Source organism: Agromyces laixinhei (assembly GCF_006337065.1).
Lineage (GTDB): Bacteria > Actinomycetota > Actinomycetes > Actinomycetales > Microbacteriaceae > Agromyces > Agromyces laixinhei.
Window position 1 is genome coordinate 1,458,740 of sequence record NZ_CP040872.1, and the last position, 22,587, is coordinate 1,481,326.

Annotated in this window: 20 protein-coding genes and 1 tRNA gene; 16 read left to right on the plus strand and 5 right to left on the minus strand. The window is 69.2% G+C overall.

Annotated features, from left to right (window positions below; genetic code table 11):
- Nucleotides 1-8: 8 nt before the first annotated feature.
- The gene (locus FHG54_RS06890) at nt 9-941 is read left to right on the plus strand and encodes a DUF559 domain-containing protein (protein ID WP_139416618.1); all 933 of its coding nucleotides are present in this window, start codon (nt 9-11) and stop codon (nt 939-941) included.
- Nucleotides 942-1,333: 392 nt separating this feature from the next.
- Here the strand turns inward: FHG54_RS06890 and acs are convergent, their stop codons facing one another.
- On the minus strand, nt 1,334-3,286 hold the full coding sequence (gene acs / locus FHG54_RS06900; RefSeq protein WP_139416619.1) for an acetate--CoA ligase: 1,953 nt from the start codon (nt 3,284-3,286) through the stop codon (nt 1,334-1,336).
- Between the two features lie 466 nt (nt 3,287-3,752).
- Between acs and FHG54_RS06905 the strand changes: the two genes are divergently transcribed.
- Genes FHG54_RS06905 through FHG54_RS06925 form a run of 5 tightly spaced genes read left to right on the plus strand, consistent with a single transcriptional unit; the run spans nt 3,753 to nt 6,983 of the window.
- The gene (locus tag FHG54_RS06905; RefSeq protein ID WP_139416620.1) at nt 3,753-4,928 is read left to right on the plus strand and encodes a TadA family conjugal transfer-associated ATPase; all 1,176 of its coding nucleotides are present in this window, start codon (nt 3,753-3,755) and stop codon (nt 4,926-4,928) included.
- 8 nt (nt 4,929-4,936) lie between these two features.
- Nucleotides 4,937-5,947, plus strand: coding sequence for a type II secretion system F family protein (locus FHG54_RS06910; RefSeq protein WP_168197134.1), 1,011 nt, complete (start codon nt 4,937-4,939; stop codon nt 5,945-5,947).
- A 58-nt stretch (nt 5,948-6,005) separates the two neighbouring features.
- Nucleotides 6,006-6,275 (plus strand): DUF4244 domain-containing protein, encoded by a 270-nt coding sequence (locus FHG54_RS17135; RefSeq protein WP_139416622.1) that lies wholly within the window; start codon nt 6,006-6,008, stop codon nt 6,273-6,275.
- Nucleotides 6,276-6,291: 16 nt separating this feature from the next.
- Nucleotides 6,292-6,600 carry a TadE family type IV pilus minor pilin gene (locus tag FHG54_RS06920; RefSeq protein ID WP_232331615.1) on the plus strand — a complete coding sequence of 103 codons (309 nt, stop codon included), beginning with the start codon at nt 6,292-6,294 and terminating at the stop codon, nt 6,598-6,600.
- The gene (locus FHG54_RS06925) at nt 6,600-6,983 is read left to right on the plus strand and encodes an Rv3654c family TadE-like protein (RefSeq protein WP_139416624.1); all 384 of its coding nucleotides are present in this window, start codon (nt 6,600-6,602) and stop codon (nt 6,981-6,983) included. Before FHG54_RS06920 ends, FHG54_RS06925 begins: the two co-directional genes overlap by 1 nt.
- Nucleotides 6,984-7,065: 82 nt before the next feature.
- Here FHG54_RS06925 and FHG54_RS06930 read toward each other — a convergent pair whose 3' ends face one another.
- Entirely contained in the window at nt 7,066-7,302 is a 237-nt protein-coding gene (locus tag FHG54_RS06930; RefSeq protein ID WP_139416625.1) for a hypothetical protein, read from the minus strand.
- 210 nt (nt 7,303-7,512) lie between these two features.
- On the opposite strand from FHG54_RS06930, the gene topA reads away from it, so the two are divergent.
- The 5 genes from topA to FHG54_RS06955 all read left to right on the plus strand — a co-directional run bounded on the left by topA (nt 7,513) and on the right by FHG54_RS06955 (nt 13,915).
- Entirely contained in the window at nt 7,513-10,332 is a 2,820-nt protein-coding gene (topA, locus tag FHG54_RS06935) for a type I DNA topoisomerase (RefSeq protein WP_139416626.1), read from the plus strand.
- Nucleotides 10,329-10,949, plus strand: coding sequence for a dTMP kinase (gene tmk / locus FHG54_RS06940; RefSeq protein ID WP_139416627.1), 621 nt, complete (start codon nt 10,329-10,331; stop codon nt 10,947-10,949). The genes topA and tmk overlap by 4 nt, the downstream gene beginning before the upstream one ends.
- Nucleotides 10,950-10,992: 43 nt before the next feature.
- Nucleotides 10,993-12,183, plus strand: coding sequence for a DNA polymerase III subunit delta' (locus FHG54_RS06945; RefSeq protein ID WP_139416628.1), 1,191 nt, complete (start codon nt 10,993-10,995; stop codon nt 12,181-12,183).
- On the plus strand, nt 12,180-13,760 hold the full coding sequence (locus tag FHG54_RS06950) for an alpha/beta hydrolase (protein ID WP_139416629.1): 1,581 nt from the start codon (nt 12,180-12,182) through the stop codon (nt 13,758-13,760). The genes FHG54_RS06945 and FHG54_RS06950 overlap by 4 nt, the downstream gene beginning before the upstream one ends.
- 79 nt (nt 13,761-13,839) lie before the next feature.
- A tRNA-Thr gene (locus FHG54_RS06955) sits at nt 13,840-13,915 on the plus strand.
- Nucleotides 13,916-13,998: 83 nt separating this feature from the next.
- On the opposite strand, the gene FHG54_RS06960 is transcribed toward FHG54_RS06955, so the two are convergent.
- On the minus strand, nt 13,999-14,505 hold the full coding sequence (locus FHG54_RS06960; RefSeq protein ID WP_233437894.1) for a winged helix-turn-helix transcriptional regulator: 507 nt from the start codon (nt 14,503-14,505) through the stop codon (nt 13,999-14,001).
- Between the two features lie 21 nt (nt 14,506-14,526).
- Here FHG54_RS06960 and FHG54_RS06965 point away from each other — a divergent pair, with 21 nt between their 5' ends.
- Nucleotides 14,527-15,978: an MFS transporter gene (locus FHG54_RS06965; protein WP_233437895.1), complete on the plus strand. Its 1,452-nt coding sequence runs from the start codon at nt 14,527-14,529 to the stop codon at nt 15,976-15,978.
- 144 nt (nt 15,979-16,122) lie between these two features.
- Here FHG54_RS06965 and FHG54_RS06970 read toward each other — a convergent pair whose 3' ends face one another.
- Together FHG54_RS06970 and FHG54_RS06975 are read right to left on the minus strand one after the other, a co-directional pair.
- Nucleotides 16,123-16,821: a flavodoxin gene (locus tag FHG54_RS06970; protein ID WP_139416630.1), complete on the minus strand. Its 699-nt coding sequence runs from the start codon at nt 16,819-16,821 to the stop codon at nt 16,123-16,125.
- Between the two features lie 51 nt (nt 16,822-16,872).
- Nucleotides 16,873-17,778 carry an aldo/keto reductase gene (locus tag FHG54_RS06975; protein ID WP_139416631.1) on the minus strand — a complete coding sequence of 302 codons (906 nt, stop codon included), beginning with the start codon at nt 17,776-17,778 and terminating at the stop codon, nt 16,873-16,875.
- A 145-nt stretch (nt 17,779-17,923) separates the two neighbouring features.
- On the opposite strand from FHG54_RS06975, the gene FHG54_RS06980 reads away from it, so the two are divergent.
- From FHG54_RS06980 to FHG54_RS06995, 4 genes are all read left to right on the plus strand, one after another.
- The gene (locus tag FHG54_RS06980; protein WP_139416632.1) at nt 17,924-18,814 is read left to right on the plus strand and encodes a helix-turn-helix transcriptional regulator; all 891 of its coding nucleotides are present in this window, start codon (nt 17,924-17,926) and stop codon (nt 18,812-18,814) included.
- Between the two features lie 49 nt (nt 18,815-18,863).
- On the plus strand, nt 18,864-19,229 hold the full coding sequence (locus FHG54_RS06985) for a DUF2255 family protein (RefSeq protein WP_139416633.1): 366 nt from the start codon (nt 18,864-18,866) through the stop codon (nt 19,227-19,229).
- 54 nt (nt 19,230-19,283) lie between these two features.
- Nucleotides 19,284-21,857: a Na+/H+ antiporter NhaA gene (nhaA, locus tag FHG54_RS06990; RefSeq protein ID WP_168197135.1), complete on the plus strand. Its 2,574-nt coding sequence runs from the start codon at nt 19,284-19,286 to the stop codon at nt 21,855-21,857.
- Nucleotides 21,858-21,926: 69 nt separating this feature from the next.
- Nucleotides 21,927-22,520, plus strand: a complete 594-nt coding sequence (locus FHG54_RS06995; protein WP_139416635.1) for a hypothetical protein — start codon at nt 21,927-21,929, stop codon at nt 22,518-22,520.
- Nucleotides 22,521-22,587: the final 67 nt, after the last annotated feature.

Sequence of the window (22,587 nt, forward strand, 5' to 3'; positions counted from 1 at the left end):
CTTCGAGCATGAGACAGCACGATCGAGAGGCCGCCCGTCGTGCCGCCGCCGATCTCGCAGCGGTCGTGAGCGCGCTCGGCTCACTGCACATCGCGCACCGTGTGCAGCTCCAGGCCGCTGGTGTGTCGGCGCGAGTGCTGCGTGCGGCGGTCGACCGGGGGTACGTGCGTCGCGTCAGACGCGACTGGTTCGCCGCGCCGACCTGCGATCTTCGGCTGGTTCGAGCCGCGCACGCCGGCGTGACACTCGCCTGCGTTTCGGCGGCTGTGGTGCACGGCATGTGGGATCTCGAACCGAAGGCGCTCCACGTCAGTGCTGCGCGCAATACACCGCGCATCCACACGAGCATCCCCTCGAAGCCCGCGTGCGCCCTGCCGCTCCGCAAGCACTGGACGCGGCATCCCGAACCCGACGCTGCGCCGCGGGTTCGTGCCCCCATCCAGTCGGTCGCGAACACGTTGCTCACGATTGCACGCTGCCAGCCGCTCGAGCAGGCGGTGATCGTCACTGATTCCGCTCTGCGGCGGGGCCTGATCGAACTCGGCGAAGCCAGCGAACTCGCGGCACGCGATGCCGCGCTCGCAGTGGTGCTCGCGCACGCCGATCCCGCATCGGACTCCGACTCCGAGACCCTCGCGCGCATGCGCCTCGCCCGGCGGGGCATCGTGATGGTGCCGCAGGTGATCATCGACGGCCATCCGGTCGACGGCCTCATCGGCACGGCGCTCGTGCTGCAACTCGATGGCTTCGGGCCGCACAGCGAGCGCCGGCAGCACAATCGCGATCTCCGGCAAGACGATCGGCTTCGCCGCAAGGGGTACATCGTGCTGCGGTACAGCCGCGACCTCGTGGTTCGCGAGTGGTCGATGATCGAGTCGACGGTCCTGGGTCTCGTGCAGAGCGGCAGACACCTGACCGGCGGGCGGCTGCGGGCGTCCTGATGCCGCCCGGCGCGTCTTCGCCGAACCTGGCCTCTGCCGCACCTGCGTGCCGCGCTTACGTGCCGCGCTTGCGTGCCGCGCCTACGCCAGATTCCGCCCAACGAATGTAGGACGTTCGCCGCAAAGTAGGACGAGCTCGCGTGAGCTCGTCCTACAAAGGGCCCAACGTCCTACAATGCGCAGGCGCAGGCGCAGGCGCAGACCACAGGCACAAGTGCAGGCGCAAGTGCAGGCGCAAGTGCAGGCGCAGGCAAAAGTGCAGGCGCAGGCGCAGGCGCAGATCACAGGCGCAGGCGCAGGCGCGAGTGCAGACCGCAGGCGCAGGCGCAGATCACAAGTGCAGACCACACGCGCAAGTGCACGCGCAATTGCTGGCGCAGGGGCGCTGCGCCCTACTTCACCTGCTCGCTGATGACCTGCATGATCGACGTGTCGGCGAGCGTCGTCGTGTCGCCGACCTCGCGTCCCTCTGCGAGATCGCGGAGGAGGCGACGCATGATCTTGCCCGATCGCGTCTTCGGCAGCTCGTTGACGATGAACACCTGACGGGGCCGGGCGATCGCGCCGATCTGCTGGGCGACGTGCTTGCGCAGTTCGTCGCTCGCTTCTGCGACATCCGTCACCCTAGCGGCCTGGCTGGTCTTCAGGATCACGAACGCGACGACTGCCTGGCCGGTGGTCTCGTCGGACGCGCCGACGACCGCGGCCTCGGCAGTCCACGGGTGGGCGACGAGTGAGGACTCGATCTCGGCGGTCGAGAGCCGGTGGCCCGAGACGTTCATGACGTCGTCGACCCGGCCGAGCAGCCAGATGTCGCCGTCTTCGTCGCGGCGCGCGCCGTCGCCGGCGAAGTACTTGTCGCCGAACTTCTCCCAGTAGGTCTCCTTGAAGCGCTCGGGGTCGCCCCAGATGCCGCGCAGCATCGCGGGCCACGGCTCGGTGATCGTGAGGAGGCCGCCGCCTTCGCCCTGGATCGGGTTGCCGTCGTCGTCGACGATGTCGATCGAGACGCCGGGAACCGGCACCTGCGCCGAACCCGGCTTCAGGTCGGTGACGCCAGGAAGCGCCGAGATCATGATCGCGCCCGTCTCGGTCTGCCACCATGTGTCGACCACAGGGATGGAGCCGCCGCCGATGACGTGGCGGTACCAGATCCAGGCCTCGGGGTTGATTGGCTCGCCGACCGAGCCGAGCAGACGCAGCGACCGCACGTTGTAGTCGTGCACGACATCACGGCCCTGCTTCATGAACGAGCGGATGGCGGTGGGCGCGGTGTAGAGGATCGAGACCTTGTACTTCTCGATGAGCTCCCACCAGCGGCCGGGGTGCGGAGTGTCGGGGGTGCCCTCGTAGAGCACCTGGGTGGCGCCGTTGGCGAGCGGGCCGTAGACGACGTACGAGTGGCCGGTGACCCAGCCGACGTCGGCCGTGCACCAGTAGACGTCGCGCTCGGGGTGCAGGTCGAAGACGTTCTTGTGGGTGAACGCCGTCTGGGTGAGGTAGCCGCCCGACGTGTGCAGGATGCCCTTGGGGTTGCCGGTGGTGCCCGAGGTGTAGAGGATGAACAGCGGGTGCTCGGCATTGAAGCCCTGCGCGACGTGCTCGGCGTCGACGGCGGCGAGCTGCTCGCTCCACGACACGTCGCGGCCTTCGACCCAGGCGACATCGCTGCCCGTGCGGTTGACGACGAGCACCGAGCGCACGGTGGTCTCCGCGGCCTCGATCGCCTCGTCGACGGTCGGCTTGAGCGGGAAGGCCTTGCCCTTGCGGTAGCCGCCGTCTGCCGTGATGACGACCTCGGCCTGGGCATCGTCGATGCGGGACTGCAGGCTCTTCGAGGAGAAGCCCCCGAAGACGACGGAGTGCACCGCGCCGATGCGCGCGCACGCGAGCATCGCGACGACGGCCTCGGGGATCATCGGCAGGTAGATGGCGACGCGGTCGCCCGCCTTCACGCCGAGTGCGAGCAGCGCGTTGGCCGCGCGCTTGACCTCGGCGGTGAGCTCGGCGTAGGTGATGGCTCGGCTGTCGCCGGGCTCGCCCTCGAAGTGGAGGGCGACTCGATCGCCGTTTCCCGCCTCGACGTGACGGTCGAGGCAGTTGTAGGCGACGTTCAGCTCGCCGTCGTGGAACCACCTGGCGAAGGGCGGATTCGACCAGTCGAGGGTCTGGGTGAACGGAGTGCTCCAGGTGAGGAGCTCGTTGGCCTGGTCTGCCCAGAAGCCGAGACGGTCGGCCGCGGCGTCTGCATAGAGTTGCTCGCCGGCGACGGCCTGGGCGGCGAACTCGGGGCTCGGGCGGAATCGCCGGATCTCCTCGAGCGCATGATCGATCTGAACAGTCATGTTTCTTCAGTCGCTCCTTCGCGAGTCATCTTTCGGATGGGTCGCCTGCCCCACGCAGCACACTACTCGCCGCGCGGATCGGGTGAAGAATCGTGTCGTTCTGCTGCGTCGCGGCAGCACCGGTTGGATGATTGCTACGCCAAGCTGTGTCCAAGCGCAGAGAATTCTGTGTGTCGGCACAAATGAGGACAGAAAATGCTTGCGCATCCTTCAGCAAGCCGTATGCTGAGTACCGCCCGAACACTCGTTTCGTGGCCTGCAGCGCTCGCGATTCCCCCCAATCCTTGTGCTGCCGAGGCGGCACCTGTTCCCCCCAATGGGTGCCGCCCCCTTTTCGTTCAGGCGTCTTCCCGTCTCGGCGAAGCGTCAGGTCGAGTCCTCCTCCACAGCACTGTGGGGGAGGACTTTTCCGTACCTCCGGTCGAATGGATGCCTCGGGACCGGCGTCGTTTCCTACGCTCGCGGCATGACTCATCCCTTCGTGGCGTCGCCGTCCTGGCAGCGCGAACCTCTCGTCTCACTCGCGACTGAGCGCACGTTCGGGCCGGCCGGGGCGGCGCCGGCGCCGCAGGGCTCGGCCGCAGCCGGCCGGGCGGTGCCTGCAGGAGCCGGCCGGGCGGTGCCTGCAGGAGCCGGCCAGGGAGTGTCTGCCGGAGCCGGCCAGGGAGTGTCTGCCGGAGCCGGCCAGGCAGAGGCGGTCGCACCGACGCAGCGGCCGGGTGCCGATCTCTCCGTACTCGGCCCGCTCGAGCCATTCGCCCTCGACGGGCCGGTCACCGACCTCTTCGTGAACGGTGACCGCGGGCTCTGGATCGATCGCGGCGCCGGCGCAGAGCACGAACCCGAGTGGGCGGCCGATGAAGCCGCGGTGCGGGCACTCGCGGTGCGCCTCATCGCCCGCGGCGGGCGCCACATCGACGAAGCGACTCCCGCGGTCGATGTGCGCCTGGGCGCCGGCATCCGTGTGCATGCCGTACTGCCGCCGGTGTCGGCGACCGGCACGACGATCTCCGTGCGGGTGCCGCGAGCGGGCGGCTTCTCGCTTGCTGCGCTCGCGCGCGCAGGTCTCGTCGACGCCTCGCACGAGGCGGCGCTCCGACAGGCGATCGGCGCCCGCAAGAACGTTCTCATCACCGGCGCCGGCGGCACGGGCAAGACCACACTGCTCGGCGCGCTGCTCGGAGAAGCGCCCGAGCGTGAGCGGCTCGTCGTCATCGAAGACGTCGCCGAGTTGCAGATCGACCACCCGCACGTGGTCTCGCTCGAAGCTCGCCAGGCGAATCTCGAGGGCACGGGCAGGGTCGGCCTCGACGCGCTGCTTCGCGAGGCACTGCGCATGCGCCCCGACCGGTTGGTCGTCGGTGAATGCCGTGGCGCCGAGCTCAGGGAACTCCTCGCGGCCCTCAACACCGGCCATGACGGTGGCGCAGGCACGCTGCACGCGAACTCGCTCGCCGATGTGCCGGCGAGGCTCGAAGCGCTCGGGGCGATCGCCGGGCTCACTCCCGACGCCCTCGCACGGCAGACCGTCAGCGCATTCGACCTCGTGCTCCATCTCGATCGCATCGACGGCCGCCGCCGCCTCGCGCAGATGGGCCGGTTCGAGCAGCGAGACGACCGCCTCACGGTCGACGCGATATGAGCGAGCGGATGCCCCGGCCGCGGCGTGGATCGAGCACACGACGGTCGATCCGGCCGCTGCCGTTCCGCAGCGGCGTCGTGCGACTGCGGCGACGTCGCGATCCTGCCGCGGAGGTCGATGCGATCGCTGCCGTCACCGAACGGCTCGCCGTGCTGCTCGCGGCAGGCGTGCCGGCCGCGACCGCGTGGAGCCATGTCGGCGCGGAGTCGATCGCAGCGCCCGACGCTGCGGTCCTCGCGGCGGCGGCCGTGGCGGCCGGGAATGGCGACCAGGTGTCGCCGGCGATCACGGAGGCGGTTCGGGTGCGTCCCGGCGCTTCGAGCCTGGCCGGTGCTCGCGGCGGCGTGGGGCGTCGCGTCCGGGCCGGTGCGCCGCTCGCCGGGAGCCTGCGCGATCTCGCCGCGGTGCTGCGCGACGAGGCGCAGCTGCGCCGAGAGGTGCGCGCAGCACTCGCGGGCCCGGCGGCGAGTGCCCGCCTCGTGATGGCGTTGCCGGCGATCGCGGTCGTCTTCGGTGCGACGCTCGGCTTCGACACGCTCGGCGTGCTGTTCGGCAATCCCGTCGGACTCGTGTGCCTCGGCCTCGGGCTCGTGTGCTTGTGGGCTGGTCACCGATGGAACGTGACGCTCGCCGCTCGCGCCGGCCGATCGCGCGTCGACGCGGGGCTCGAACTCGAACTGCTCGCGATCGCGATGTCGAGCGGAGTGTCGATCGATCGCGCGAGAGCACTGGCACGCAGCTCCATCGAGCAGTACGTGCCGCACGCCGGCGACGGAGCGGAGGTCGACGCGGTGCTCGGGCTCGCGGCGCGTGCCGGGGCTCCGGTCGCCGAGTTGCTGCGCGCCGAGGCGTTCAGGTTGCGCCGGGCGGCGCGGTCGGCAGGCATGGAGCGGGCCGCCGCGCTCGGCGTGCGGCTCATGCTTCCACTCGGGCTGTGCGTGCTCCCGGCCTTCGTGTTGCTCGGCGTCGCACCGCTCATGATCTCGGTCATCACGGGCACCCTCGGCGGTGCTTTGTGAACCGACCCGACTCGTGCCACCCGACTGCCGGCGAACCGGCAACACAGGAAGGAACACCATGCACCAACACCCCGCAGCCGAACCCCTCGCAGCCGAACCCTCTGCGACCGAACACCCCCGAGACCGCACACGACCCGGCCGCGCGCGCCTCGTCGCCAGGCGGATCGCCGTGCGACTCGCCGGGGAACGCGGAGCAGCGACGGCCGAGTACGCCGTGGCGACCATGGCGGCGGTCGGGTTCGCCGGCCTGCTCGTCATCATCCTCCGCGGCGACGAGGTGCGCGGCATCCTCACCGATCTCGTGCGGAATGCGCTCACGGTCGGCTGAGAGCGAGCGAGGTAGCGTGACCGCGGAATTCGCGGTCGCGCTGCCCGCCATCGCGCTCGTGCTCGCGACGTGTCTCGCCTCGGTGCAACTGGCGGCGCAGCAGGTTCGGTTGACGGATGCTTCGGCCGACGCCGCCAGATCGCTCGGGCGCGGGGAGTCGAACTCCGCGGCGGCGGCCATCGCCGACCGCGTCTCGGGCGGCGCCGATCTCTCGGTGGCGGTCGACGGTCAGTTCGTGTGTGCGATGCTCACGTCCTCGGGCGGGGGACTGCTCGCGGCGATCGAACTCCGGGCCGAGTCCTGCGCCGTGACGGGTGGCCGGTGATGGCTGCCGGGCGTCGCATCGATGCTGCCGGGCGTCGTGTCGATGCTGATCGCGGCGCGGCCTCCGTGCTCGCCGTCGGCGTCATCGGGGCGATGGCCGCGCTCGCCGTGGCGCTCACGGCATTGCTCGGCGTCTTCGTCGTCTCGCAACGGGCGTCGAACGCGGCAGACGCCGCTGCCCTCGCGGCGGCCGACGCGATCTCGGGCGCCGTGGCGGGCGTGCCGTGCGCACTCGCAGACACCGTTGCCGCCCGCAACGGTGCGCGGCTGAGCGCCTGCGAAGGAGACGGCGCCGCGGCATCCGTCATCGTCGTCATCGACACCGTGGCGGGGTTCGCGGTCTCAGCATCGGCTCGCGCCGGACCGCCCGGAGGGCCCGGCTGAAACCCCGGCCGAGGCTCGCCGCCGAGGGTCGAGGGTCGCTCCCGAAACTCGCCGCCGGCGGGTCGTTCCCGAAACTCGCAGCTCAGTCGAAGACGGTCTCGATGTAGCGGTACTCGACGGCCGACGGTCGGTCGTCGCCCTCCGCCGCGAACTCCATGCCGGCCGCGCGGGCATACACGTAGTGCTTGCCGTGATCGGTGCCGAGTTCGAGGCGCGGGCGGGGATCTCCGGACTCGAGGAAGGCGGTGGCCACCGTCTTGCCCTCGAGCGGTCCGTCGACCAGCATCGCCGTGTACGAACTTGTCGTTGAGGTGTCCATGATGGTCATTCTCCTCAGCCCCGCGGGAACCGCAAGAGGCGGAAGGGAATGCCGTGGAACCGGCCCGACGGCACCACGGTGCGCCTCCTCTCGGCGAGTGTGTGTATCGTGTGGCTGTCGGCGGACCATTTCGCCGTCAGATGGCACACCGCTCGGGGGCGCGGTCTCGAATGTGCGTTCTCGTCCCAATCGTCAATACAGAGGAGTCCGGTGTCAGGCGCGAAGAAACTGGTCATCGTCGAGTCGCCAACGAAGATGAAGTCCATCGCCCAATATCTGGGCGAGGGCTACGAAGTGCTGTCGTCCGTCGGGCACATCCGCGACCTCATCGAGCCGAAGAACCTGCCGGCAGAGCTGAAGAAGGGCCCGCTCGGCAAGTTCTCGGTCGACGTCGACAACGGCTTCGAGCCGTACTACGTGGTCTCCGACTCCAAGAAGAAGACCGTCGCCGAACTGAAGCGTGCGCTGAAGGGGGCCGACGAACTCCTGCTCGCCACCGATGAAGACCGCGAGGGCGAGGCCATCGCGTGGCACCTGTTGCAGGAGCTGAAGCCCAAGGTGCCGGTGCGGCGCATGGTCTTCCATGAGATCACCAAGGACGCGATCCAGAAGGCGAAGGACAACACCCGCGATCTCGACACCGCACTCGTCGACGCGCAGGAGACCCGGCGCATCCTCGATCGCCTCTACGGTTACGAGGTCTCGCCCGTGCTCTGGCGCAAGGTCGGCCCCGGCCTCTCCGCCGGTCGCGTGCAGTCGGCGGCCACGCGCCTCGTCGTCGACCGCGAGCGCGAGCGCCTCGCCTTCGTCTCCGCAGGCTATTGGGACCTCGCGGGACGCTTCGCGGACGCGGCATCCGAGGGCTCGCCCTCGTTCGAGGCGAAGCTCGTGCGCCTCGCCGGTCAGCGTGTCGCGACCGGCCGCGACTTCGACGACGCCGGAAAGCTGAAGGGCAAGGCCGTCGTGCTCGACGAAGCGACCGCCGCGGCGCTCGTCACGGCGCTCGCCGACGATGCCGTCTCGCGCACCGTCTCGAAGGTCGAGTCGAAGCCGTACTCGCGTCGCCCGGCGGCGCCGTTCACGACGTCGACGCTGCAGCAGGAATCCGCCCGCAAGCTCCGCCTCTCGGCGCGCGACACCATGCGCGTGGCGCAGTCGCTCTACGAGAACGGCTACATCACCTATATGCGAACCGACTCGCCGTCGCTCTCGCAGCAGGCGATCACCGCGGCGCGCTCGCAGGCGACGAAGCTGTACGGTGCGGACTCGATCCCCGACAAGCCGCGCGCGTACGCCGGCAAATCGAAGAACGCGCAAGAGGCGCACGAGGCGATCCGCCCGTCGGGCGAGGTGTTCCGCACGCCCGCCGAACTGCAGAGCGTGCTGCGAGGCAGCGAGTTCAAGCTCTACGACCTGATCTGGAAGCGCACCGTCGCCTCCCAGATGGCCGACGCGAAGGGCCAGACGGCAACCGTCACGATCGAGGTCGGGCCGACGGCGGCGGATGCTGCGGCTCCCGCTGATCCGACCGCCCCTGTGGGGGGTACGATCGCCGAGTTCACCGCGAGCGGCACGGTCATCACCTTCCGCGGTTTCCTCGCCGCCTATGAAGAGGGCCGCGACGAGGAGCGCAACGCCGAAGAGGCTCCCGGCGAGGCGAAACTGCCTCCGCTGAAGGAGGGCCAGTCGCTCGCCATGGCCGACCTCGAGGCGAAGGGCCATGAGACGTCGCCGCCGCCGCGCTACACCGAGGCGAGCCTCGTGAAGCGGCTGGAAGAACTCGGCATCGGCCGACCCTCGACGTTCGCCTCGATCATCTCGACGATCCTCGACCGCGGCTACGTCACGCAACGCGGTCAGGCACTCGTGCCGAGCTGGGTGGCCTTCTCGGTCGTGCGGCTGCTCGAAGAGCACTTCGGTGATCTCGTGGAGTACGACTTCACCGCCGAGATGGAGGATGACCTCGACCACATCGCCGCAGGCGAGGCCGATCGGGTCGACTGGCTCTCGAGCTTCTACTTCGGCTCGGACAAGCATCGTGGTCTGCGACAGGTCGTCGACAACCTCGGTGAGATCGACGCCCGAGAGATCAACTCGGTGCAGATCGCGCCGGGCATCACGCTGCGCATCGGCAAGTACGGTCCGTACCTCGAGACGGTCGAAGAGGGCGCCGCTCCCGATGCGACGCCTCGACGGGTGAACCTACCCGACGGCCTCGCGCCGGACGAGCTCACCGAGGCGAAGGCCCGCGAACTCATCGATGCGCCCGTGCAGGAGGCGCGCGTGCTCGGTGTGAACCCTGACAACGGCAAGGAGGTCGTCGTGAAAGACGGCCGCTTCGGCCCGTATGTCACCGAACTCGAGCCCCAGCCCGTCGCAGTGCCCGAAGCGGATGCCGCGGCCTCCGCAACCGCTCAGGAGGGTACCGTCGACCCCGCGACCGGTGAGGTGACCGACGCGCCGAAGCCGAAGGCCAAGCGCGCAGCGAAGAAGACGCCTGCCGAGAAGCCGCGCACCGCGTCGCTCTTCAAGAGCATGCAGATCGCCGAGATCGATTTCGAGACGGCGCTGCGCCTGCTGAACCTGCCGCGCGTCGTCGGGGTCGACCCCGAGTCCGAGGCCGAGATCACCGCCCAGAACGGCCGCTACGGCCCGTACCTCAAGAAGGGCACCGACACCCGCACGCTGCCGAGCGAAGACGCGATCTTCGAGATCGGACTCGATGGGGCCCTCGAGTTGTTCGCCCAGCCGAAGTACGGCGCCCGCACCGCGTCGAGCGCTCTCAAGGAGTTCGAGGCCGACCCCGTCAGCGGCAAGCCCATCAAGGTGAAAGACGGCCGTTTCGGACCGTACGTCACCGACGGCACCACGAATGCGACGATCCCGCGCGCCGAGTCCGTCGAAGACATCACCTTCGAACGCGCGGTGGAGTTGCTGCAGATCAAGCGCGACAAGGGCCCGGCGGCGCCGCGGGCGAAGAAGGCGCCCGCCAAGCGGGCTCCGGCGAAGAAGGCGGCGACCAAGAAGTGAGCAGCGGGCTCTTCATCACCTTCGAGGGCGGCGACGGGTCCGGCAAGACGACCCAGGCCGAACTGCTCGGCGCATGGCTCGGTGAGGCCGGGCGCAGCGTGGTGCGCACCCGTGAACCGGGCGGCACCGAGGTCGGAGTCGAGGTGCGCGAGATCGTGCTGCACCATCGCGGTGACATCGCCCCCCGCGCCGAGGCGTTGCTCTACGCCGCCGACCGCGCGCATCACATCGCGACCGTCGTCCGGCCCGCGCTCGCGCGCGGAGAGGTGGTCATCCAGGACCGCTACATCGACTCCTCGGTGGCCTATCAGGGCGCCGGGCGCGTGCTCGATCCCGAGGCCGTGCGCGGACTCTCCGAATGGGCGACCGAGGGCCTCCTGCCCGACCTCACCATTCTGCTCGATCTCGATGCGGCGTCGGCTCGTACCCGGCTCGACGGTGCACGCACACGCTACGACCGACTCGAGGCCGAGGCATCCGAGTTCCACGATCGGGTGCGAAGCGCCTACCTCGCGCTCGCGTCGGCCGAACCCGAGCGGTTCCTCGTGGTCGATGCCGCCGCACCGGTCGACGAGATCGCTGCAGAGATCCGGGCCCGAGTGGCCCGCCTGGTCTGAGCACGCGCAGCTCGTCGTCAGCCGCTGAAGGTAGCGTTGAATCGTGAGCGTGTGGAGTGAACTGACCGGCCAAGATGCCGCGATCGCGCTGTTCCGCAGCGCGGCCGAATCGGCCGGGGCCCCTGCCGCAGCTGGCTCGGGTGCCGGCGCCCAGCAGATGGCCCACTCGTGGCTCGTGACCGGCCCGCCCGGGTCGGGGCGATCCAACCTCGCATACGCCTTCGCGTCCGCCCTCATCTCGGGCCTGCCCGACGGCGACGAGCGCACTCGCGCGCAGGTCGACGCACGCAGCCACCCCGACCTGCACGTGCTCGCCACCGAGGGCGTCATCATCAAGCGCGACGACGTGCGCGACATCGTGCGTCGTTCGCACTACGCGCCGTCGATCGGCAGGCACCGGGTCATCATCGTCGAAGACGCCGACCGCATGACCGAGCAGACCTCGAACTTCCTCCTCAAAGAACTCGAGGAGCCGCCCGAGCGCACCGTGTGGATCCTCTGCGCGCCGAGCGAGGCCGATCTCATCCCCACCATTCGCTCGCGAGTGCGGTCGGTACGACTCCAGGTGCCGAGCATCGCGGATGTCGCGACGCTCCTCGAACGTCGCGACGGCGTCGATCCCGTGCTCGCCGAGCGGGCGGCCCGCGAGGCGCAGAGCCATATCGGCATGGCGCATCGACTCGCGACCAACGAGGAAGCACGGCGGCGTCGCTCCGAGACCCTCGAACTCGCGCTCGCGGTGCGGTCGGCTTCGGGAGCGGTCGCCACGGCCGCGAGATTCATCGAGATCGCCGGTGAAGACGCCAAGGCCATCGGCGAACTGCGCGACGCCGAAGAGCGCGCCCACGCACTGCACTCGCTGGGCGTCGCGCCCGGCCAGGCGGTGCCCAATGCCCTGCGACCGCAACTGAAGTCCCTCGAAGACGACCAGAAGCGCCGCGCCACCCGAAGCCTCCGCGACGGCATCGACCGTATTCTCGTCGATCTCGCGTCGCTCTACCGCGACATCCTGCTGATTCAACTCCACGCCGACGTGCCGCTCGTGAACCGCGAGCTCGAGGCGGGCATGCAGCGGGCCGCGGCATCCGCTTCGCCTGCTCGCACCCTCGCGACCCTCGACGCGATCCAGCAGGCACGCACGCGCATCGAGGGCAACGTCGCGCCGGCCCTTGCGCTCGAGGCGATGCTCGTCTCCGCCATCCGACGACCGACCGCCGAACGAGGGGCCGCATGACCGACTCGACCACCGCCAGACGACAGCGCCGCCGCGACCGTGTCGCAGGGATGCCGCGTGGAGTACGTACCGCCGCAGCCGTTGCCGCCCTCGGGGCGCTCTTGGCTCTCACCGGCTGCGTGTCGTCGTTGCTGACGCCGCAGCAGCCGGTCTCGACGCCGACCGGTGAGCAGGTCGACGCCGAGCTCCGGCCGTTCTACACCCAGGTGCTCGAGTGGGAGCGCTGCGGCGACGACCTCGGTTGCGCCACGGCGACGGCACCACTCGACTGGAACGACCCCTCGGCCGGCGAGACCGAGCTCGCCCTCGTGCGCCATGTGGCGACGGGCGACAAGCTCGGGTCGTTGCTCGTGAACCCCGGCGGGCCGGGCGGTTCGGGGTACGACTTCGTGGCGGACTCGCTCGACTTCGCCGTCGGAGAGCCGCTGCAGGAGCGCTTCGACGTCGTCGGCTTCGACCCCCGCGGCGTCGGCCGCTCGTCAGGAGTCGCCTGTTACGACGCAGCCGAGATGGACGACTACCTCTTCGGCATCACGCCGGGCGAGCGCGGCAGCGATGAGTGGATCGCCGCAGTGGAGATCGCCGAGCGCGACTTCGGCGAGGCATGCGCGGAGAACACCGACGAGTTGCTCGGCAACGTCGACACCGAGAGCGCGGCGCGCGACATGGACCTGCTGCGGGCGGTGCTCGGCGACGAGCGGCTCAACTACCTCGGCTTCTCATACGGCACGTTCCTCGGCGCGACCTACGCCGAGCTCTATCCCGACAAGGTCGGCAAGCTCGTGCTCGACGGGGCCATCGACCCCGCGGCCAGCGAGACCGAGGTCTCACAGGCGCAGGCCGTCGGCTTCGAGAATGCGCTGAAGGCGTACCTCGAGTTCTGCCTCGCCGACACGGAGTGCCCGTTCGACGGCACGGTCGACGAGGCCGTCGACGAGATCGGTCGGTTGCTGGCATCCGTCGACCAGAGCCCGCTGCGCGGTACCGATGGACGCCTCGTGGGCGCCGACACCCTCGTCACGGCGATCATCTACCCGCTGTACAGCGCCGACTCGTGGCCGTACCTCGGCGACATGTTCGAGTCGGTCATGTTCGGCGACGCCGACATGGCGCTCGCCTTCGCCGACGGGTACTACGGTCGCAACCCCGATGGCACCTACCTCGACAACTCGACCGAGGCGTTCACCGCGGTCAACTGCCTCGACTACACGTACCAGTCCGATGTCGCCGTGATGCGCGAGAAGGCCGCCGCCGTCGCCGAAGTCGCCCCGATCATCGGGCCGTACTTCGGCTTCGGTGACCTCGGGTGCGTCAACTGGCCGTATCAGGGTGACCGGGAGCGGGCCGAGATCCACGCGAAGGGCGCCGACCCGATCCTCGTCGTCGGCACCACCGGTGACCCGGCGACTCCGTACGACTGGGCCGTTGCGCTCGCCGAGCAGCTCGACAGCGGGGTGCTCGTCTCGTACGAGGGGGAGGGGCACACGGCGTACAACAAGTCGAACGCGTGCGTCGATGAGGCCGTCGAGTCCTACTTCATCGACGGCACGGTGCCCACCGCCGACCCGAAGTGCTGAAGGTGGTCATCGGCGCTCCCGAAACCCGCTAACATGGATTCTCGTGCCAGTCGGTGCGCTTCGGCGCTCCGGATGCCACGCCGCCTTAGCTCAGTCGGCAGAGCGTCTCACTCGTAATGAGAAGGTCGTGGGTTCGATTCCCACAGGCGGCTCCATCACGCCAGGTGGCCGACGGGCCATCGCGGTGACCGCGCCCACATCTTCGAGACGGGCGATGGCCATCGGGGGCTGCACCTCCTCAAAGGGCAGTACTTGTCGTGACGGCAGTTGCTTGCGCGTTGAGGTCGTAACGGCTTCGCGCCTCGGCGATGTCGTCTTGGTGTCGCTCCGTCCACACCACGAGCGACTGCACGGTTGTGTGCAGCGAACGGCCGAGGTCGGTGAGCGCATAGTCGACGCGCGGGGGTACGACAGGATGCACGGTGCGGTGCACCATGCCGTCGCGCTCGAGCTGACGCAGGGTCACGGTGAGCATGCGCTGGCTGACGCCGTCGATCATGCGTTTCAGCTCGGTGAAGCGCATCGTGCGATCGTCGAGGAGGGCGATCACGAGCAGCGACCACTTGTCGGCGATTCGATCGAGGATCTGCCGCACTTCGCAGTCCTCTCGGATGTCCCATTGAAATGCGTCGCCCCGGTCGGTTCCCCGATGGTGACCGAGTGACTTCGAAGTGCCGTCTTCCGCCATCCATCCATGGTGACGCATGATGTGGTCAGTATCAAGAAATAACTGATCCAACTTCACCGACAGAGAAGGAGCCGGCCCGTGACGACCGACACGAGCTCCATCCCCGCACGGCCCACCCATGCGAACGGTCCGGGGGGCCGCGACGACCGCATCAGGGGCCGCGCACTCGGTCTGCTCGTGGTGCTCTGCGGTGCCGCGTTCCTCGAAGGTGTCGACATCGCGATGTTCGGCGTCGCGCTGCCCGCGATCCGAGCCGATCTCGGACTCACCACGGGACAACTGCAGTGGGTCGTGAGTGCGTACATCCTCGGCTATGGCGGCTTCATGCTGCTCGGCGGACGAGCTGCCGACCTGCTCGGCCGTCGCCGCGTGTTCCTCGTGGCGCTCGCCGTATTCATCGTGTTCTCGGGACTCGGCGGGCTGGCGAGCGAGCCGTGGCCGCTGCTGGCAGCCCGCGCCGCGACGGGCGTAGCGGCCGCGTTCATGATGCCGGCAGGCCTGTCGATCATCACGACGGGGTTCAGGGAGGGACCCGTTCGCACTCGGGCCCTCCTCATCTACGCGGGCATCGGCGCGGCCGGATTTTCGATCGGGCTCGTCACCGGAGGCCTCCTCACCATCTTCGGATGGCGGTGGGTGTTCTTCGCGCCGGTGATCGTGTCGGTTGTCCTCCTGGCTTTCGCATTCCCGCTCGTACCCAAGCCGGAAGCAGGTGCCTCGCGACCACCGCGCGGTCGGGCGGATGTCGCGGGCGCCATTCTGGTGACCGGGGCGTTCCTCGCGCTGCTCACCGCCGTCGAGCAGTCGTCGCACGCCGAACCTCTCGTGACGTGGTCGCTCGCGGCCCTGAGCATTCTCCTCATCGGAGCGTTCGTCGGCATCGAACGGCGGGCGTCAGAGCCGCTCGTCCGCCTGTCGTTCCTGCGCCGGATCCCGCAACTCCGGGCTTACGCAGGCGCTGCGTCGCTCGCGGCGGGCTTCATGGGATTCCAGTTCCTCGTCGTGCTGCACCTGCAGGAGCAGCGCGGCTGGAACAGCCTCGTGACCTCCCTCGCCCTGCTGGTGCTCGGTATCGACGCGATCCTCGCGCCGTTGCTCACGCCCCGCCTGGTCGCCAGGTTCGGGCTCTGGCCGGTCACGCTCGTCGGGCTCGTCGCCGCGGCGGCGTCCTTTCTCCTGTTCTTGCCGGTCACCGACGAGTGGGCGTACGCGGCGATGTTCCCGAGCTTCCTCGCGCTTGGGCTCGCGTTCACCTTCGCCTACGGGCCGCTCACGGTGGCGGCGACCGATGGCGTGGCAGACGAGGACCAGGGCCTCAGCGGGGGCCTGCTGTACACCTCGTTCCAGTTCGGCGCCGCGATCGGACTGGCCGCGACGAGCGCGGTCATGACTGCGGCCGCGGCGGACGGGGTCGAGCCGATAGAGGCCACCCGGCTCTCGCTCGCGGTGCCCATCGCGGCCTCCGTGCTCGGCATCGCCGCGGCCATCGGTGGGGTGGTGGCGTCGCGCCGGGCAGCACATACCAGATGAGGCACGCGAGAGCCGTTCGCATGCATTCTCTTCACCGGTGGCACTCTTGCTCTTCACCGGTGGCACTCTTGCTCTTCACCGGTGGGCACTCTTGCAGCTGGTCGGCAACCCTGATCCGGACTGGGCGGCCACGCCGCTCGCAGGTCAAGCGAGCAGCCCGATCCGGCCCAGCCAGGCTTCGGCCGCGGCATCCGAATCAGCGACGGTCTCACCTTGCACTGCGAGGGGCTCGCCGAAGGTCGCCGTCGGCAGCAGGTCGCCGTAGGTGTCTTCAGTGCTGCCGAGGCCGCTGACCGCATACGTGACGAACGGGTGGATGAGCTTGCCGGCGAAGTCGAAGTTCTCGGCGAACGTCGACATGATCATCGGGGGCCGAACGTTCCAGATCGGGCTGCCGAGCAGGATCGTCTGGTACTGGTCGATCGACGGGATCAGGTTCGCGATCGCGGGGCGTGCGTCGGCGTCTTGCTCGCGAACATTCCGGTCGACGGTGTCGTCGTAGTTGTCGGAGTAGGGCTCTGCAGCCTCGATCTCGTAGACGTCGCAGTCGATGAGGGCACTGAGCTTGTTCGCGAGCACTTCCGTGTTGCCGACCTCGAGGTCGATCCGATCGCCGTAGGAGTAGTTCTCACCGGCTCGGGAGAAGTACACGACGAGCACGGATGCCCCGACCGGCGCTTCAGCGGGCGCCGGTGTCGTCGGGGCTGCTTCCGGGGTCGGGTTCGTGGCCGGTGGGCGCTCGGATGCCGGCGCGGCGCAACTGCTCAGCAGCACTGCCGCCGTGGCAGCCGAGCCGGTGAGCAGCGTGTGCTGCAGCAGCACCCGCCGGCTGAACCTCGGCATGTTCCGATTCACGGTGCATTTCCTCTCATCAGCCTGGCGGATATCGCGAGCTCAGTCTTCGGGGATGACCCGGCCGAACGTCTCGAGGGTGACGTCCTCGGGTTCGGGGCCGCCCCGAACCCCGGTGTCGAGGCCGTCGACGGCGGCGAGCTGCTCAGGGGTGAGTTCGAAGTCGAAGACGTCGAAGTTCTCGGCGATGCGTTCGGCGCGAACTGACTTCGGGATCGCGGAGCGCCCCTGCTGCAGGTGCCAGCGCAGCATCACCTGTGCGGCGGACTTGCCGTGCTGCTCGGCGATGCCGAGGATCACGGGGTCGGTGAAGGTGCTCCGCTCGCTGTCGCCGCGATAGGAGGTGATGCCGCCGATGGGCGACCATGCCTGAGTGAGGATGCCGCGCGCGGCGTCGAACGCCTGAAGCTCGGGTTGAGCGAAGTACGGGTGCACTTCGACCTGGTTGACGGCGGGCACGATCTCGGTGCGCTCGAGCAGATCCGCGAGGTGTCCGGGCATGAAGTTGCTGACGCCGATGGCACGCACGCGCCCGTCGGCGAGGAGCCGCTCGAGCGCGCGGTACGCCTCGACGGTCGTGTCGAACTCGCCGGGCAGCGCTTGGTGCAGGACGAGCAGGTCGATCGACTCGACGCCGAGCTTGCGGGCGCTCTTGTCGAATGCGTGCAGCGTCTGGTCGTAGCCGTAGTCGCTGATCCACACCTTGGTCTCGATGAAGACCTCGTCGCGGGCGAGCCCCGAGTTGCTGATCGCGTCGCCGACCTGGCGCTCGTTGCCGTATGCCGCCGCGGTGTCGATCAGCCGGTACCCGGTCGCGAGCGCGGTTTCGACGGCCTGAGTCGTGACCTCGGGCGGGGTCTGGAAGACGCCGAAGCCGAGGGCCGGCATGACGACTCCATTGTTCAGGGTCCGCACATCGACGGCCCCGTGTTCGTGTGTTGTTCGCATGGTGTGGTGATTCCTCTCGTGGGGGTGGGCCGCTTCCGGGTCCTGACACCCATCACACGCCCGTAGCAGCATCCGAGCCAGTCACGGTCGTTCCGGGTACTGGCAGTACCTCCCCTCGGCGCCGTCATCGGCCTACTCTCAGAAGATGGACAATCGCAGCGAGGTGCGTGAATTCCTCAGCACGAGGCGCGCTCGCATCACCCCCGATGAGGCCGGCCTGCCCGCCTACGGCGGCAACCGCCGGGTGCCGGGGCTGCGCCGTGAAGAGGTGGCCATGCTGTCGGGCATGAGCGTCGACTACTACACGCGCCTCGAGCGCGGCAATCTCGCCGGGGCATCCGACAGCGTGCTCGACTCGCTCGCGCGAGCGCTGCACCTCGACGACGCAGAGACGGCGCACCTGTTCGACCTGGCGCGCGCGGCGAGTGCGTCGCCAGTCGTACGACGGCCCCGGGCGAAACCCGGTGCGATCCGGCCGAGTGTTCTCCGCGTGCTCGCGGCGATCACCGAGGCGCCGGCGACCATCAGCAACTCCCGCCTCGACTTTGTCGCTGCGAACGCGCTCGGCCGTGCTCTCTACCCAGGTGTCTTCGCCGCGGCTGAGCCGAACGGCGCTCGCTTCACATTCCTCGATCCGGCAGCGAAGCAGTTCTATCCCGACTGGGAGCGCCTGACGCAAGACCTCGTCGCGGCACTGCGCAGTGAAGCCGGTCGCAACCCGTACGACAAGCGACTCACCGACCTCGTCGGCGAGCTCTCGACGCGCAGTGAACGGTTCCGAACGCTCTGGGCCGCGCACAACGTGCGCTACCACCGCACCGGCGTCAAGCGGATGCATCATCCGGTCGTCGGTGACCTCGAGCTGAGCTACGAGGCGCTGGAGCTGCCCGCCGACCCCGGGCTCAGGCTCTCGATCTTCACCGCCGAACCCGGTTCGGCGACCGAGGATGCGTTGAAGGTGCTCGCCAGCTGGGCGGCGACTGCCGGGGCGCCCGACTCGTCGGCGACGCCGACGCATCCGGTGGCTGACCGCTGAGCTCACTGCGGTCTGCAGTCGGGCGCAAGAAAGAGAGAAGGGAACAGATATGGGTGCATGGACGGCTGCAGAACTGAAGGAACTGGATGACGCGTACGAGGTGAAAGTGGCCGGCCGTCGCGCCGACGGATCCTCGCGCACCCTCACGACCGTGTGGCACGTCGTCGTCGACGGCGATCTGTACCTGCGGTCGGTCAAGGGCACCGACGGGCAGTGGTACAAGGGGGTCGTCCGTAACTTCGAGGGGTTCCTGAGCTGGAACTCGACGACCCGCGAAGTGGCCTTCACGCTCGATGCGTCCCACGACGACGCGGTCGACGCGGCGTACGTCGCCAGGTACGGGAACGGTGCGCCCAGTCGATCGATCACCAGCGCGAGTGCCCGCGAGACGACGTTGCGCGTCGACCCCCGCTGACCTATGCGGCGGGCTTCTGGCAGTGCATGATGGTCGCGTGGGTGAGAGCCGATGATGGCAGGGCGCTCGCGGCGTCTGGATGAACTGCGCGCCCGGCTGAGCGGAGGCGTCGGCGCGGCAGCCCTGCTGCTGCTGGCCACCGTCATCGCACTCATCTGGGTCAACTCGCCGTTCGGGGACTCGTATGAGGCGTTCTGGCATACCGAGCTGGGCATGAGCGTCGGGGACATCCAGTTCTCGTTGACGTTGCAGCACTGGGTCAATGACGGCCTGATGACCTTCTTCTTCCTCATCGTGGGGTTCGAGGTCAAGCAGGAACTGGTGCTCGGGGAGCTCGCCGACCCGCGGCGGGCCGCGGTACCCGCGATCGCCGCGCTCGTCGGGCTCGCCGTTCCGGCTCTCGTGTACGTCACCTTCAACCTCTCCGACGGCGAGGTCGGCGCGTGGGGGGTGGTGATCTCCACCGACACCGCGTTCGTGATCGGCATCCTCGCACTGCTGGGCACAGCGGTTCCGCCGCAGTTGCGCATCTTCCTGCTGGCGGTCGCGATCGGCGACGATGTCGGGGCGCTGACCGTGATCGCCGTGTTCTACACGGAGGACTTCAATCTGCTCGCGTTCGCGGTCGCCGGGGCGGGGCTGCTGGCGATGTTCGGCCTGCGCAGGCTGCGCGTGTGGCGGGGCCCGGCGTACCTGGTCGTCGGCACCGTGTCGTGGGTGGCGCTCTACCTCTCGGGCGTGCATCCGACGCTGCTCGGGGTCGCTGTCGCGCTGATCACACCGGCCTACCTGCCTCGCCGCGGTGAGGTGGAGGCTGCCGTCCTCCGCACCCGAATGTACGCGCAATCACCGAATGCGGGCTATGCGCGAGCCGCCCGGCTCTCGATCGAGCGGTCCACGCCGCCGGGTCCGCGCCTGAGCGAGCTGTGGCAGCCCTGGGTGAGCTTCGTCTTCGTTCCGCTGTTCGCGCTGGCCAATGCGGGCGTCCCGCTATCGGGTGAGACGCTGGCCGCATCGCTGACCTCTCCGATCACGCTCGGCGTCGTCGCCGGCCTCGTGGTGGGCAAGCTCGTCGGTATCTCCCTGGGAACCTGGCTGGCCGTCGTCCTTCGACTGGGCACCCTCGCCCCGGGCATCGATCGACTGCACGTGATCGGTGGGGCAGCGCTGTCGGGCATCGGGTTCACCATCTCGCTGTTCATCATCGATCTGGCCTTCACCGACGACCGGCTCGCGAACCAGGCGAGGGTCGGCGTGCTGACGGCATCGGTCATCGCCGGCGTCCTCGGCAGTGTGCTGCTCCGGATCGCGGCGCGTCGCCGCCCGGTGGATGCCGGGCCGCCGCTGCTGGATCCACCGGTCGATGCCGAGCGGGACCACATCCGCGGTCCGGTCGACGCTCCGCTCACTTTGGTCGGGTACGGTGACTTCCAAGCGCCGTACCGGGGATGGGGCGCGATCGACGAGCTGCAGGAACGCCTGGGCGACCGGTTCCGATACGTGTACCGTCATGCCCCGCAGACCACGGTGCATCCGCAGGCGCAGCTGGCGGCGGAAGCTGCCGAGGCCGCTTCCGCGCAGGGGCGCTTCTGGGAGATGCACGACCGCCTCTATGCCCGTCAGGACCAGCTCAACGCACCCGATATGGTCGTCCACGCGGCCGCACTCGGGCTCGACGTGCCGCGCTTCACCCGCGACCTCGGCTCGGGGCGATTCGCGCGACATGTGCGGCACGATATGGAATCCGCTCAGGCCAGCGGCGTGACCGGATTTCCCGCGTTCTACATCGGAGGTCGTCTGCACACCGGCCCGCACGATGCGCGCACCCTCGCCGCCGAGTTGCTGGCGGCCGACGGTGCCACCGAGACGCAACAGCGTGCCATGACGGCATCCTTCCCCGCCGTTGATCCCCGACGATCGGTGGCGGTGGCCGAGTGGAATCTCGCCGACCTGCTGGATGACCTGTCACCCGACCTGCCGGAGACACCTGAATCCGGCGGAGACCAGCCACGGCTCACCGACGATCAACTGGATCGGCTCGCGCGTCTCGGCCGGCAGCGGGCCGTCTCTCGGGGCGACATCCTGTACCGGCCCGGCGATCCCGGCTACGACTTCACCGTGGTGCTCTCGGGCGCCGTCGCGGTCGTCGGCCGGCCCGTGGGTCAAGAGCAGGTCATTCGGGTTCACGGCCCGCGCCGCTTTCTGGGTGCCTTCGACCTGTTCGAACGCACCACCGTCGAGCGGGCGGCCGTCGTCATCCGAGACGGCTCGGTGCTGCAGCTGACCGTCGAGCAGCTGCTCGAGGTCCTCGTCGCAGACGCCGCGTTGAGCGAACTCGTGCAGCGCGCCTTCCTCGTCCGCCAGGCGATCGGCCTCGAACATTTCGCCGATGTGCGCATCGTCGGGCATACCGACGACCCCCACGCCCGCCGCTTGCGGGAGTGGGCCGACGCCAACGGCCTATCCTCCGTGCTCATCGATCTCGACAGCGACGATGCCGCAGAGGCCCACATGACCAAGCTCGGGCTGGTCGGGGCCGACCTGCCGGTGGTGGTGTTCGCACGAGGGGGCGTCGTGCTCCGCAATCCCGACGAGACGCAACTGCGCGGGGCGCTGCAGGTCACCTGACCCCCGCCGTATACTGGCCGCGTCACCAGGAGAGCTCGGGAAGCGCTTCGAGGCCGAGGATGCGTCGACATGGGGGTCACGATGATGCCAGCAGGTGCCGCGGCCGCCGTCGGTGTCGCCGTCGGTCTGACGTGGGCCGCCGGATTCCGCGAGTACATGGCGTCGCTCGTCGGCACGGAGTCGAAGGTCACCTGGTTCGGTACGTTCGGCACGATCCTCATGCCCGCAGCCGCCATCGGGGCGCTCTTCGGCTGGGCCGAGCATCGCCGCGCCAACGGTGAAGACCTCCCGCTCCGTCGCGCGATCGCCGCGGCCCCGATCGCACTCGGGGTCCTCCCGCTCACCCGGCCCGGAGCCGTCGCCACCCTGCGCAAGACCGGCGAGGGCAGTGCTGCCAGTGGCGTAGCGCTCGCGGCCATCGGCGGTGGCTATGCCGTCGCAGGCCGCGGACCGGCGTGGACGCGCGTGGCGACCGGGGTGATCGCCGCGGCGGTCGCGATCGGTGCAGCTGCGAGCGTGCCATCGATCGGCGGGTCACGCCTCGCTCTCTCGAAGCCGCGCGGCGCGCTCACGGCCGCGCTCGGAGCGGGGTCTGTGCTCACTCTCGCGCTCGCAGCATCAGTGCCGTTCCGCGGACGCCCGCGCACAGACTCGTCGCAGTAGCGGCAGGCGCGGGTGAGGCTCCACGCGGGAGCAGCGCGATCTCACCGACGCACAGCGTGCGTTGCTG

Excerpts from the sequence above, each read along its gene's own strand:
- FHG54_RS06890 (WP_139416618.1), top strand. The coding sequence starts at position 9 with ATGAGACAGCACGATCGAGAGGCCGCCCGTCGTGCCGCCGCCGATCTC.
- acs (WP_139416619.1), bottom strand. The coding sequence starts at position 3,286 with ATGACTGTTCAGATCGATCATGCGCTCGAGGAGATCCGGCGATTCCGC.
- FHG54_RS06905 (WP_139416620.1), top strand. The coding sequence starts at position 3,753 with ATGACTCATCCCTTCGTGGCGTCGCCGTCCTGGCAGCGCGAACCTCTC.
- FHG54_RS06910 (WP_168197134.1), top strand. The coding sequence starts at position 4,937 with ATGCCCCGGCCGCGGCGTGGATCGAGCACACGACGGTCGATCCGGCCG.
- FHG54_RS17135 (WP_139416622.1), top strand. The coding sequence starts at position 6,006 with ATGCACCAACACCCCGCAGCCGAACCCCTCGCAGCCGAACCCTCTGCG.
- FHG54_RS06925 (WP_139416624.1), top strand. The coding sequence starts at position 6,600 with ATGGCTGCCGGGCGTCGCATCGATGCTGCCGGGCGTCGTGTCGATGCT.
- FHG54_RS06930 (WP_139416625.1), bottom strand. The coding sequence starts at position 7,302 with ATGGACACCTCAACGACAAGTTCGTACACGGCGATGCTGGTCGACGGA.
- FHG54_RS06950 (WP_139416629.1), top strand. The coding sequence starts at position 12,180 with ATGACCGACTCGACCACCGCCAGACGACAGCGCCGCCGCGACCGTGTC.
- FHG54_RS06970 (WP_139416630.1), bottom strand. The coding sequence starts at position 16,821 with ATGCCGAGGTTCAGCCGGCGGGTGCTGCTGCAGCACACGCTGCTCACC.
- FHG54_RS06975 (WP_139416631.1), bottom strand. The coding sequence starts at position 17,778 with ATGCGAACAACACACGAACACGGGGCCGTCGATGTGCGGACCCTGAAC.
- FHG54_RS06980 (WP_139416632.1), top strand. The coding sequence starts at position 17,924 with ATGGACAATCGCAGCGAGGTGCGTGAATTCCTCAGCACGAGGCGCGCT.
- FHG54_RS06985 (WP_139416633.1), top strand. The coding sequence starts at position 18,864 with ATGGGTGCATGGACGGCTGCAGAACTGAAGGAACTGGATGACGCGTAC.
- nhaA (WP_168197135.1), top strand. The coding sequence starts at position 19,284 with ATGGCAGGGCGCTCGCGGCGTCTGGATGAACTGCGCGCCCGGCTGAGC.
- FHG54_RS06995 (WP_139416635.1), top strand. The coding sequence starts at position 21,927 with ATGGGGGTCACGATGATGCCAGCAGGTGCCGCGGCCGCCGTCGGTGTC.